This window comes from Pseudomonas sp. OA65, assembly GCF_017498305.1.
In the GTDB taxonomy this organism is placed as follows: Bacteria; Pseudomonadota; Gammaproteobacteria; order Pseudomonadales; family Pseudomonadaceae; genus Aquipseudomonas; species Aquipseudomonas zanjanensis.
Genome location: NZ_JAGDEZ010000039.1, coordinates 23,934 through 37,976, shown reverse-complemented (window position 1 = coordinate 37,976; position 14,043 = coordinate 23,934). Strand labels below are relative to the sequence as shown.

The 14,043-nt window shown below is 66.5% G+C and carries 1 protein-coding gene; it reads right to left on the bottom strand.

Going from position 1 to position 14,043, the window contains the following annotated elements; genetic code table 11:
- Positions 1-43: 43 nt before the first annotated feature.
- Complete coding sequence (locus tag J3361_RS24160) at positions 44-13,990, bottom strand: non-ribosomal peptide synthase/polyketide synthase (protein WP_207966645.1); 13,947 nt, start codon at positions 13,988-13,990, stop codon at positions 44-46.
- Positions 13,991-14,043: the final 53 nt, after the last annotated feature.

The window sequence follows — 14,043 nt, the reverse complement described above, 5'->3', positions numbered from 1 at the left end:
GCGCCGCGCAGGTCTCAGACCTGCGCAGGCGCGGCGGCGCTCGCTAGCTTTGGGAATTGGGTTTGGTCTTGAGCTTGCCCAGCAGTTTGTCCAGGGATTTCTGGTTCAGCGCCTTGGCCAGCGGGAAATCCGCCGGCATCAGCGAACCGGCCTGCGGGTCGAGGCAGTGTTCGACCAGCGCCTGCAAACGTTCCAGCAGGCGAGTGGGTAAATGGCGGTCGGCGTTCGGCGTGACGCTGTGCCATTCGACACGCAACACGCCGTCCTCCAGCCAGGCCACCACTTCCCGGGCATGGGTCACTCGGTTCACCGGGGCCACTTCCGGCGGCGGGGTCAGGGCGCTGGCGCGCAACCAGCCCGCGGGCGTTTGCTCATGCCCCAGGTAGTTGAACAGCACGTCGCCGTGGCTGGCCGGCAACTCACCGCACTGGCGCAGCAAGCCGTAGCCCAGGCCCAGGCCGGGGACGTCACGCAAGGCTTGCTTGGCGTTGCGCACCTGATCGCCCGCGGCACCGCTGGCGCTCACGCGCAGCGGGTAGAGGGTGGTGAACCAGCCGACGGTGCGGCCGACGTCCAACCCGGCAAACGGTGCGTCACGCCCGTGGCGCTCCAGATCCACGACGATGTCACTGCGCTGTTCGACCTCGGCCAGGGTCGCGGCGAGGGCGGCGATCAACAGTTCTTCCGGTTGCGTGCGGTAAGCCGCGTGGGATTCGGTCAGCCATTGGTGCGTGTGGCTGGCGTCCCAGCGGGCCGACAGGGTCTGGCGCTCGGCGACCGTGGCCATGGGTGGCCGGTTCGCAGAGGCCTGGGCACTCCAGTAGCGATGCTCGCCGGCAGCCTTCGCGGCATGGGCTTGCAGGTGCTCGGCCCATTGACGATACGAGGTGGTTTTCGCCGGCAACGTCGGCTGTTCGCCGCGCTCCAGGGCCGGGTACAACTGTTGGAAGTCTTCCAGCAGCGGCGTCCAGGACACCGCATCGACCACCAGGTGATGGGCCACCAGGTACAGGCGCTGCGGCGTGCCTTCCACCAGGGCTGCGGCAAACAGTGGGCCGTGTTGCAGGTCCAGGCTTTGCGCAATGTGCAGCAGTTGGTCCGGGTGTTCGCAGCAGGTCAGTTGGGCCGGCGCCACTGGCGCGATGTGCGCTTGCCATTGACCGTCGACCTCGGTGAAGCGCAGGCGCAGGGCGTCGTGGTGGGCCACCAGCCGGTCCAGCGTGGCTTGGACGATGGCCGGATTCAGGCGACGGTCGCTGTCGGCCAGCACCGATTGGTTCCAGTGCGCGGCCTGGACCTGTTGCTGGTCGAAGAACCACTGGTGCAACGGCATCAGCGGCATCGGTCCGGTCACGTCGCCTTGTTCGGCCTGGGTCAGCAGGGCCGTGGTCACGTGGGCCAGGGCCGCCGGGGTCGGCGAACGGAACAGGTCCCGTGGCGTGAGCGAATAGCCCTGTTCACGCAAGCGTGAGATCAGTTTCAGGCCGAGGATCGAGTCACCGCCCAGGGCGAAGAAACTGTCCGAGGTGCCGACTTCACGGCCGCCGGTCAAGGTTTCCCCGAGCAGTTCGCCGAACAACTGGCAGAGCAGGCGCTCCAGGTCGTTGCGCGGTGCTGCGTAGTCTTTCTGGGTGTTCGGCAAGGGCAGGGCTGCCAGGGCCTTGCGGTCGATCTTGCCGTTGGTGCTCAGGGGCAGCGCCGGGATCTGCACCCACACCGCCGGCACCATGTAGGCCGGCAGCTCGGCCGCCAGCTGGGTGTCGAGGTCCGACTGTGCGGTGCTACCGCTGTAGAACGCCACCAGGCGGTTGTCGATGACCAGGGTGCAGGCGCCAGTGATGGCCGGCAGGTTCAGCAGGGCTGAGTCGATTTCCCCCAGCTCGATGCGCTGGCCACGCAGTTTCACCTGATGGTCGAGACGTCCCAAGTACTCGATGTTGCCATCGGCCAGGAAGCGGCAACGGTCGCCAGTGCGGTACAGCCGATCACCGGCCACGAACGGACTGGCGAGGAAGCGCTCTTCGGTCAGGTCCGGGCGTTTCAAGTAGCCACGGGCCACGCCGACGCCGCCGATGTACAGCTCGCCGATGCTGCCAATCGGCAACGGTTGCAGGGCTTCGTCGAGAATGTACAAGCGCAGGTTGGCGATGGGTTTGCCGATCGGCACGATCGCATCGTGCGCCGAGCAGCGCCAGACCGAGACGTCGATGGCCGCTTCGGTCGGGCCGTACAGGTTGATCAGCGCCGCCGGGTGTTGGCCCATGAAGCGCCGCACCAGGTCCACCGGCAAGGCTTCGCCGCTGGCGAAGACCTGGCGTAGGCTGTGGCAATCGACCAGGCTCGGCTCCTCGACAAACGCACGCAGCATCGACGGTACGAAGTGCAGTGTCGTGATCTGTTCCTGCTGGATCAAATGGCTGAGGTAGGCCGGGTCGCGATGACCGTCCGGGCGGGCAACCACCAGGGTCGCGCCGGTGATCAGCGGCCAGAAGAACTCCCACACCGAGACGTCGAAGCTGTACGGGGTCTTTTGCAGCACACGGTCGTTCGGGCCAATCGGGAAGGCGTCCTGCATCCAGTGCAGGCGGTTCATCAAGGCGCCGTGTTCGTTCATCACGCCTTTGGGTTGGCCGGTGGAACCGGAGGTGTAGAGCACGTAGGCCAGGTCGTTAGCTTCGACGCTGATCGGTTCGAAGGCTTCAGCATTTGGCAACGCATCCAGCGTCCAGGCCTGATGCCCGGCTGGCAGGCGCTGCATCCACTGGGCTTGGGTCAAGGTGACCTTGGCGTCGGCGTCCTCAATCAGGAACGCCAGGCGCGTGGCCGGCAACTCCGGATCCAGCGGCAACCATGCGGCGCCGGCATGGACGATGCCGAGCAAGGCCACGACCATCTCCACCGAGCGCTCCATGCACACCGGCACGATGCTGTCGCTGCCCACACCAGCGGCGCGCAGGGCCCGGGCGACGGTTTGCGCCCGCTGGTCCAGCTCGGCATACGTCAGGCGCTGGCCTTCGAACACCAATGCCGGGGCGTTGGGGCTCAGGGTTGCTTGTTGGCTCAGGGCGGTGTGCAGGTTGGTCGGGCCGCTGTAGTGACGTTCGGTGGCGTTCCAGCGGTCGAGTTGCTGCTGGTCCTGCTGTTGCGGGAACAGCTCGACCAGGTTGCGCCCAGGGGCGGCCACCAAGGCGTCGAGCAGCGCGCACCATTGCGCGCTCCAGCGTTGCATGGTCGCTTCGTTGTACAAGGCCGATTGGTATTCCAGCGCCAGCGTCATGTCGCTGCCGTCGTCCTGGATTTCCCAGCTCTGTTCGAATTTGGCGTCGATCACCGGCAGCATCTGCTCTTCGACGTTCAGCCCTGGCCACTGGCTGCTGTCGACCCGACCGTAGTTGAGGGAGAACAGCACCTGGAACAGCGGCGTACGGTTCAAGTCGCGATTCTGCGCAATGGCGCCGACCAGGGTGGCGAAGGGCAGGTCGGCGTGGGCCTGGGCGGCGCGCAGGTCGGCCTCGAGGCTGGCGAGCAGTTGCTCGGCCGGGGCCCGTTGGTCGACGTCGCTGCGGATCACCAGGGTGTTGACCAGGCACGCCAGCAAGGTCTGGGTCTGGGCGTGGTCACGTTGGTCCGCCGGGGTGCCGAGGCGAATCTCCCGCTGGCCGCTGTAGCGGGCCAGCAGTGCGCTCAGGGCCGTGGCCAACACCACATAGGTGGTTGTGCCACGCTGGCGGGCGAACTGTCGGATGGCTTCGGCGCGCTGCCTGCCGAGGCGGACAGTCAGTTGCCGGGCGCGACGATCGGCTTCGGCGCCACGTGGATGGTCGATGGGCAGGTCGAGCTGATAGTTGTCCTGGCCCAGGTGGTTTTTCCAGTAGTCCAGGCTGGCACTGCGCCGGGCCTGGGTGTCTGGGTGCTGCTGCCACAGGGCGAAATCGACATAGTCGATCTCCAGCGGGGTCCAGGCCGGCGACTGCCCGTTCAGGCCGGCGGTGTAGGCCTGAGTCAGTTCGTCGATGAGCAACTGCATGGCCCAGCCGTCGGTGGCGCTGTGGTGCAGGCACACCAGCAACAGGTGTTCGTCGCTGCCCTGGCGTTGCAGCAGCTGCGCTCGCCAAGGCGCGGCGGCGGCCAGGTCGAACGGTGTCATCAGTTCGTCTTGGGCGTTGGCGCAGGTCGCGGCCCAGTCCTGGCTTGCAACGCCAGTGACCGTAAGCGCCGGCCCGTGGTCGTCGATCAGCAATTGCGGCTCGCCGTCGATTTCGACGATCCGGCTGCGCAGCACCAGGTGGCGTTGGCTGACCTGCTCGAAAGCTTCACGCAAGACCTGGACCTGCAGCTCGCCGCGCAAGCTCAGGGCGAAGGGCATGTGGTACTCGCGGGACTCCGGCACCAGGCGGCTGAGCATCCAGAAGCGGCGCTGGGCCAGGCCCAGGGGCAAGTGCGCCGGGCGCGGTTGCGCGGTGATCGACTCACCGGGCATGGCCGTGCGCAGATGCTCGGCCAGGGCCGCGACCGTCGGTTGGGCGAACACCAGCGGCAAGGGCAGGGAAACCCCGAGGCGCTCACGGACCCGGCTGACCAGGCGGGTGGCCAGCAAGGAGTGGCCGCCGAGTTGGAAAAAGTTGTCCTCGATGCCGACGGGTGAACCACCCAGCACTTCGCTGAACAGTTCGCAGAGCACGGTTTCAGTCGTGTCCCGTGGGGCGGTGCGTGGCTGGTCGCTTTGGCTGTGTGGCAGCGGCATGGCGGCCAGGGCCTTGCGGTCGAGCTTGCCGTTGCTGTTGAGCGGCAACTGATCGAGCTGCACGAACAGGCTTGGCTGCATGTGCGCGGGCAGGCTGTCGCTCAGGTCGGTGCGCAGGGTCGCCTCATCGGCGTCACCGCACCAGAAACTCACCAGGCGCTGGTCGAGTAACAAGGTGGCGGCGTCGCGAACGCCGGCCTGGGCCAGCAGTGCCGCGTCGATTTCACCCAATTCGATGCGCTGGCCACGCAGCTTCACCTGGTGGTCGAGACGCCCCAGGTATTCGATGTTGCCATCGGCCAGGAAGCGGCAACGGTCGCCGGTGCGGTACAGCCGATCACCGGCCACGAACGGGCTGGTGAGGAAACGTTCTTCGGTCAGGTCCGGGCGTTTCAAGTAGCCACGGGCCACGCCGACGCCACCGATGTACAGCTCGCCGATGCTGCCAATCGGCAACGGTTGCAGGGCTTCGTCGAGGATGTACAAGCGCAGGTTGGCGATGGGTTTGCCGATCGGCACGATCGTATCGTCCGCCGAGCAGCGCCAGACCGAGACGTCGATGGCCGCTTCGGTCGGGCCGTACAGGTTGACCAGCGCCGCCGGGTGTTGGCCCATGAAGCGCCGCACCAGGTCCACCGGCAAGGCTTCGCCGCTGGCGAAGACCTGGCGCAGGCTGTGGCAGTCGGCCAGGCTCGGTTCCTCGACAAACGCACGGAGCATGGAAGGGACGAAGTGCAGCGTCGTGACCCGTTCCTGTTGGATCAACTGGCTGAGGTAGGCCGGGTCGCGATGACCGTCCGGACGGGCGACCACCAGGGTCGCGCCGGTGATCAGCGGCCAGAAGAACTCCCACACCGAGACGTCGAAGCTGTACGGCGTCTTTTGCAGCACACGGTCGTTCGGGCCGATCGGGAAGGCGTCCTGCATCCAGTGCAGGCGGTTCATCAAGGCGCCGTGTTCGTTCATCACGCCTTTGGGCTGGCCGGTGGAACCGGAGGTGTAGAGCACGTAGGCCAGGTGGTTGGCTTCGACGCTGATCGGTTCGAAGGCTTCAGCGTTTGGCAACGCATCCAGCGTCCAGGCTTCATGCCCGGCGGGCAGGCGCGACAGCCACTGGGCTTGGGTCAAGGTGACCTTGGCGTCGGCGTCTTCGATCAGGAAGGCCAGGCGCGTCGCAGGCAACTCCGGATCCAGCGGCAGCCACGCGGCACCGGCATGGACGATGCCGAGCAAGGCCACGACCATCTCCACCGAGCGCTCCATGCACAGCGGCACGATGCTGTCGGTGCCTATGCCGGCGGCGCGCAGGGCCCGGGCGACGGTTTGCGCCCGTTGGTCCAGTTCGGCATAGCTCAGGCGCTGGCCTTCGAACACCAGCGCCGGGGCGTTGGGGCTCAGGGCCGCTTGTTGGCTCAGGGCGGTGTGGAGGTTGGTCGGGCCGCTGTAGTGACGTTCGGTGGCGTTCCACTCGATCAGTTGGCGTTGACGCTCGGCCGCTGGCAACGGAGTCCAATCACTGAGGCGGGTATGTGGCGCGTCGACGATGGTTTCCAGCAGTTGTTGCCACTGTTCCAGCCAACGCCGGGCCGTGGTGTCGCTGAACAGCGCGGCGCGGTATTCCAGCAACACCGACAGCACCTCGCCGTCGTGGACTTCCCAGTTCAGGTCGTACTTGGTGGCCTTAGCGGTCACGGCGCGTTCGCTGACCTGCAACCGGGGCCATGGCTGGCTCGACGCGTCGGCGTTCTGCATGGCGAACAGCACTTGGAACAACGGTGTCTGGCCGAGGCTGCGCGACGGCTTCAAGTGCTCCACGACTTGGTCGAGCGGCACGTCCTGGTGCTGTTGGGCATCCAGCACACGGCTGCGCACCTGGTCGAGCAAACCTGCGAAGTCCAACGCCGGATCCAGGTCGGCACGCATGACCACGGTGTTGACGAAGCAGCCGATCAGCGGCTGCAGCTCGGCGAACGGACGCTGGGCCACCGGGCTGCCGACCCGCACGTCGCGTTGGTTGGCGTAGCGCCCCAGGAGCAATTGCGCGGCGCCGAGCATGAGCATGTACAGCGTGGCACCGCGCTGCTGGGCGAACTGGCGCAGGCGCTCCACCAGGGCCGGCGGCAATTGCAGTTGCACCGCGCCGGCCGTCGGGGCGAGCTGGTTTGGCCGGCCCTGTTCGGTTGGCAGGTCCAGCAGGTAGTCGCCGTCCTCCAGTTGGTCGCGCCAGTAATCCAGTTGGCTGCTGAACGCGGTCTGTTGAGCGGGCTCGCGCTGCCAGAGGGCGTAATCGGGGTATTGCAGCGCAAGCGCCGGCAGTGCCGCCGGGGTGCCCTGGCACTGGGCGATGTAGCATTGGCGCAGTTCATCCAGCAGGTTCTGGCTGGAGGCGTCATCGGTGGCGCAGTGGTGCACGTTGAGCAACAGTAGCGACTGGGCAGCACCGCTGCGTTGCAGCAGCGTGGCACGCACGGGCACTTCGGCGGCGAGGTCGAAGCGGCGGCCGGTTTCTGCGTGGATCGCCGCGTCGGTCAGCTGTTGCCATTGCGCTTCGCTGGTCGCTTGCAGTGCCGTCACCTGCACACTGATATCGACCTGGGGTTCGATCACCAGCGCCAACTCGCCATCGCTATCGCGCACGATACGGCTGCGCAGGATCTCGTGGCGTTGAACCACGCTGTTCAGGGCCGTGCGCAGGGCCTGGACGTTGAGTTCGCCGTCCAGTTGCACGGCGCTGACCACGTTGTACTCGCCACCACCGGCGCTCAGTTGTTCCAGGAACCACAAGCGTTGCTGTTCGAACGACAGCGGCAGGCGCGCCGGACGAACCGCCGGAATGAAGGTCGCCGCCGGGGCTTGCAGGGGATCGCCCAGCAGCGCGGCCAAGGCCTCGAGGGTCGGGTGTTCGAACACGGCCCGCAACGGCGGCACGCTGGCGAATTGTTGGCGCAGGCGGGCAAACAACGTCGCCGCCAGCAGCGAGTGGCCGCCGAGGTAGAAGAAATGGCTGTCACGGCCGATCTGCGTCGTCGGCACGTTCAGCAACTCGGCCCATAGGGCCGCCAGTTGTTGTTCGGCGGCGCTGCGCGGCGGGTCCAGGGCGTCTGGCGCGGCTTGGATATCCGGGGCCGGCAAGGCCTTGCGGTTGAGTTTGCCGTTGTCCGTCAACGGCAGCTCATCGAGCACCACGAACGCCGAGGGCACCATGTAGTCGGGCAGGGCGGCGCCAATGGTTTTGCGCCAGGCGTGGATGTCGGCCTGCTGGTCGCACGTCACATAGGCCACCAGGCGCTTGTCGCCGGGCACGTCTTCACGGGCCAGCACCACGGCCTGGCGCACGCCCGGTTGGGCGCCGATCAGGGTTTCGATTTCCCCCAGTTCGACGCGGAAGCCACGGATCTTCACTTGATGATCCATGCGTCCCAGGTATTCGAGCTGGCCGTCGGGCAACCAGCGCACCAGGTCGCCGGACTTGTACATCCGCGCGCCTGGCTGCGACGCGAACGGGTCTTCGATGAACACCTTCGCCGTCTGCTCGGCGCGGTTGAGGTAGCCCAGGGTCACGCCGGCACCGCCGATGTGCAGTTCCCCCGGGACGCCCACCGGCATCGGATTGAGGAAGGCATCGAGCACATAGGTGCGCACGTTGGCGATGGGCCGGCCGATGATCGGCCGCGGCGGGAAGTCATCCACCGCGCAGCCGGTGGCATCCACCGTGCATTCGGTCGGGCCATAGGTGTTGAAGAAGCGGCTGCCGGCAATCGACGGCAGGCGTTGCCATAGCTGCGCATCCACCGCGTCGCCGCCGAACAGCACGAAGCGCGGCAGGTACACCTCGCCCTGGCGAACGCCGTCGCTTTCCAGCAGCGCCTTGAGCTGCGCCGGGGTGCACTCGAAGGCCTCCAGGCGGGTGTCGCGGAAGAAACCGGCGAGGGCCTCGGGGTCGTAGCGCACGTCTTCCGGCGTCAGGTACAGGCTGTGGCCGTCGAGCAACAGGATCAGTTCCGCCACCGAACTGTCGAAGGCGAACGAGTAGTTGAAGCTGGTGCGCATCGGTTGGTCGGTGTAGCGGCGATACAAGCCATGGATACGCGCCCAGGCCAGGTTGACCACCGAGCCGTTGGTCACCAGGGTGCCCTTGGGCTTACCGGTCGAACCGGAGGTGTACATGATGTAGGCCAGGTCTTGCGGGCCGGCGAGCGGGACGGGATTGCTGTCGGGTTGGTTGGCGAACAGCGCCGCGTCGCTGTCCAGGCGCAAGCGTGGCAGTTCGGCACCCAACTGTTCCAACAGGCCCTGCTGGCCGAGGAATAGTGCCGGTCGGGCGTCTTCGAGCATGTACGCCAGGCGATCCACCGGGTAGGTCGGGTCCAGCGGCACATAGGCACCACCGGACTTGAGGATGCCCAGCAGGCCGACCAGCAGCTCCAGCGAACGCTCGACACACAGCGCCACCGGGCTGTTCGCCCCGACGCCGCGGCTGCGCAGGTAGTGCGCCACTTGGTTGGCGCGACGGTTCAATTCGCCGTAGCTCAGGCTGCGACCTTCGAAACACAGCGCGTCACGCTCCGGGGTGCGTTCGGCCTGTTGTTCGAACAACTGAACGAAGGTCAGGTGCGTCGGCACCGCCATCTCGGTACGGTTCCACTCGACCACGGTGCGTTGCCACTCCGCGTCCATCAACAGCGGCAAGGCGGCGACCGGGCGCTGGGGCTCGGCGAGCATGTGTTCGAGCAGGTGTTCCAGGCGGGCGAGGGTCTGGCGGGCACTGTCGGCGACGAACAGATCGAGGGCGAACATCAGTTCCAGTTGGATCGGCGCATTCGCCGGGCACAGCACGTGCAGGTCCAAGTCGCATTCGGAGTGTCGCAGCGGCGTGTCCAGCGCTTCGAATTCCAGCCCGGGGAAGCGCAACCGCGACTCCATGGCCAGTTGCTGGGCGACCATCACCTGGTACAGCGGCGCATGGCTGAGGCTGCGTGGCAGTTGCAGGCTGTCCACCAATTGCTCGAACGGCAGGTCCTGATGCTGAAGGCCACTGCGCAGGCGTTCGGCGACTTGTTTGACCAAGGCGCTGAAGTCGGCTTGCGGCTCAAAGTCCGCGCGGATCGCCAGGTTGTTCAACAGGATGCCCAGCAGGCCTTCGGTGCCCGGCTGTTCACGGTGGGTGACCGGGGTGCCGACCAGCACCGTGGCGTCGCCGCTCAAGCGGTGCATCAGCACGGCGAAACCGGCGAAGAGGACGGTGAACGGCGTGGTGCCGAGGCGACTGGCAAAGGCTTGCACCCGGGCGCTGAGGTCGGCGCTGAGTTCACGCTGCACGATGCCGGCGCGGTAGCTTTGCACCGAGGGCCGTGGATGATCGGTGGGCAAGGCCAGCAATGGACTGGCATCGCTGTCGCGTCGGTCGAGGGCGGTGGTCCAGTAATCGAGCTGGCGCTTGAGTTCGGCGCCTTGCAGGTGCTCGCGCTGCCACAGGGCGAAGTCGGCGTATTGCAGTGGCAGGGCCGGCAGTTCGGCGGGGGCGCCGTTGCAACGGGCTTCATAACCCAAGGCCAGTTCGCGCAGGGCGATGGTGGCCGACCACGCGTCCGAGACCAGGTGATGCAGGGCGATGCCGAGTACGTGCTCGCCCGGCCCCAGGCGCAGCAAGCGCGCCCGCAGCAACGGTGGGCAGGTCAGGTCGAACGGTTGCTCGAAGGTGTCTTGCAGCGCATTGAACTGCGCGCCTTCGCGCGCGGTGGCGGTCAGGCCCGACAAGTCTTCGAAGGGCAGCGCGATGTCCAGCGCCGGGCTGATGTGTTGGCAGGGTACGCCGTCGTTGCTGTGGATGCCGGTGCGCAGGATTTCGTGGCGCGCCAGCAGATCGTTGAGGCTGGCGTGCAGCGCCTCGACATTGAGTTCACCCTTGAGGTGCAGGGCGAACGGGATGTTGAACAGGGTGGTGCCGGGTGTCAGTTGCTCGATGAACCACAGGCGCTGTTGCGAGAACGACAGCGGCAGCAACGGCGGGCGTGGCTGGGCCTTGGGTACGCTGAGCGCGTTGGCGTGCGGTGCGGCGGCCTCGGCCTGGCGGGCGCCGATGGCCTCGGCCAGCAAGGCCACGGTCGGTTGTTCGAACAACACCCGCAACGGCAGGTCGAGCTTGAACTGAGTGCGCAGGCGGGCAACGATCTGGGTCGCCAGTAGTGAGTGTCCGCCGAGGGTGAAGAAGTTGTCTTCCACACCAACGGTGTCACGCCCCAGGACCTCGGCCCAGATGGAGGCCACGGTGGTTTCCAGCGCATTGCGCGGGGCGATGCTTTCCTGGGTGTCGGCCTGCCAGTCCAGCTCGCGGGCGGCCAGGGCCTTGCGATCGACCTTGCCGTTATTGTTCAGGGGCAGTTTGTCCAGGCAGACGAAGGCCGCCGGCACCATGTACGGCGGCAGTTGCGCTCGCAAGTGTTCGCTCAGGCCTTCACCGCCCACGTTCTGGTCATGGGCCGACCAGTACGCCACCAGCCAGGCTTCGTCGACGGTGTTTTCCCGCAGCAGGACGGCGGCTTCGCGTACGTTCGGGTGCTGGGCGAGACGGTGTTCGATTTCCGTCAGTTCGATCCGGTGCCCGCGCAGTTTGACTTGCTGGTCGCGGCGGCCGAGGTACTCGATCACGCCGTCTGCTCGCCAGCGTCCCAGGTCGCCGGTGCGGTACAGGCGACCTTCGAGTTGAGGATGGTTGATGAAGGCCTCAGCGGTGCGCTGCGGGTCGTGCAGGTAGCCGCGGCCAACGCCGACGCCACCGACACAGATTTCCCCGGCCACGCCCACCGGCACCGGGCGCTGGGCTTCGTCCAGCACATACAGGCGGTTGTTGGCGGTCGGCTGGCCGATGGGCATGTGGCTGACTTCGGCCCCCGGTGCTGCGAAGATCGGTTGGAAGGCCACGTCGTCGGCGCATTCGGCCGGCCCGTAGGCGTTCATCAGGGCGATGTCGGGGAAGCGCGCGAACCAGTCCCGGGCCACGGTGGGCGGCAGGGCTTCACCGGTGGGCAGGACCCAGCGCAGGTCCGGCAATTGCAGGTCGCACGGGCACAAGGCGAGCAGGGTGCGCATCAGGCTCGGGACGATTTCCAGCACGTTCAAGCGCTCGCTGGCGAGCACCTGCAACAGGCGTTGTGGGTCGTGGGCGACTTCATCCGGGAGAATGTGCACGGTGGCGCCGAGCACTGGCGCGGCGAGGAACTGCCACACCGAAATGTCGAACGCCACCGACGCGGTCTGGGGAATCCGGTCGGCGGCGCTGAGCCCCAGGGCCGGTACTTTGCCGAAGATGTTGTTGAGCATGCCGCGCTGTTCGATCATCACGCCCTTCGGTGTGCCGGTCGAACCCGAGGTAAACAGCACGTAGGCCAGGCTGGCGGGGCGGGCAAGCGCCGGCAGTGGCGTGTCGTGGCCAGACGCCCAGCAGGCCTCGGCGAACAGCGCGTTGGGCGCCTGCTCGAGGCCGCTGAGCAGTTGATCGAGCAGGCCGCGGCACCCTTCGCTGGCAACCAGCAACGGCGCGCGGGACAGCCCGAGGATTTCCCGCAGGCGCTCGGGCGGGTGATTGACTTCAAGGGGCAGCATCGCCGCGCCGGCCTTGAACACCGCCAGCATCATGGTCAACAGCGCCAGGCCACGGGGGGCGACCAGCGCGACCAGTTGGTCTTCGCCGGCGCCGGCCTCGCGCAGGGCATGGGCCAGGCGCGTGGAACGCAGGTCCAGCTCGGCGTAGGTCAGCGACTCACCGGCACAGATCGCGGCGACCTGATCACCGCGCTGGGCGACCTGGGCGGCAAACAGCTCGGCGTAGCTTTGCTCCAGCGGAAAATCGTGGGGGTTGAGCGCCCACTCGCCGAGCAACTGTTGACGTTCCTCGGCGGCCAGCAGTTCGAAACTGGCCAACGGTGCGTCGGGGGCGGCGAGCATGCTGCGCACGAGGCTGGCGATGTGGCCCAGCAGGCGCTGCACGGTGGCGGCGTCGAAACGTTCGCGGTCATAGGACACGCGGATGCCCAGTTGTTCGCCCGGCAGGATCACCACGGTCAAGCCGTAGTGGGTGTGCACGCTGTGGTCCATGCCTTCGAGGCTGAACTGGAAGCCGCCTTCGAGGATCTGTTCGTCGATGGGCGCGTTTTCGAACACCAGGATGCTGTCGAACAGGGTCTCGCCGCGGGGAAAATCGCTCCAACCCTGGATGTCGGTCAACGGCGTGTGCTCGAAGTCGCGCATGTCGACGTTGAGCTTTTGCAGGTCGCCCAGCCAGTTGCCGAGCGCGGCGTTCGGGTCCACCGAAACCCGCAGCGGCAAGGTGTTGATGAACAGGCCGATCATTTCCGCGACGCCAGTCAGGTCGGCCGGACGCCCGGCCACGGTGACGCCGAAGACCACGTCCTGTTGCCCGCTGTAGCGCGACAGCAGCAACGACCACGCACCCTGGAAAAACGTGTTCGGGGTGATCCGGCGACTGCGGCAGAACGCTGCCAGCGCCTGGGTTTCCTGTTCGTCGAGGTGAATCAATTGGTCGTCCACCAGCACCGCATCGGTGTAGCGGTCGCGGGTCACGCCGTTGTCCACGGTCAGTGGCGTGGGCGCATTGAGGCCGTGCAACTGGCCGCGCCAGAATTGCTCGGCCTTGCCCGCGTCCTGGCGCTGCAGCCATTGGATGTAGTCGCGAAATGGCCGAGGGCTCTTCAGCTCGGGCGTGCGGTCGTTGCACAGCGCTTCGTAGACTTTGAGAAAGTCCACGGTCACCAGGGAAATGCACCAGGCGTCCATCAGGATGTGGTGGAAGCTGCGAATGAATTCGTAGGACTCGTCGGCCAGGCGCACCAGCCGGAAGCGAATCAGCGGTGGCTTGGACAGGTTGAAGCCGACTTTCTGCTCGTCTTCCAGCAGCGTGCGAATCCGCGCTTCCTGCTCATGGGGAGCGAGCCCGCGCAGGTCGAGGGTGTCCAGCGGCACCTTGACCTGGCGATGGATGACCTGCACCGGTTGCTTCTGGCTTTTCCACTGGAAACTGGCGCGCAGGGAAGGGTGCAGCGCCACCACCTGGCGCCACGATTCGAGGAACGCCCCTTCATCGATGGCCCCGCCGATGCGGTAGCGATCTTGCATCAGGTACACCCCGGAGTCTTCGTGCAACAGGGAGTGGAACAGCATCCCTTGTTGCAGCGGCGACAACGGGTAAATGTCTTCGATCGGGTTGCCGGTGGTTTTTTCGGTGGTCATTGAAAGCGTCCTGCGTAAAAAGGGGCAACGGTGATGGCGTGGCGAGGGGAGGT

Bases quoted from the DNA above. Each gene is read 5' to 3' on its own strand.
- J3361_RS24160 (WP_207966645.1), bottom strand. From the start codon at position 13,990: ATGACCACCGAAAAAACCACCGGCAACCCGATCGAAGACATTTACCCG.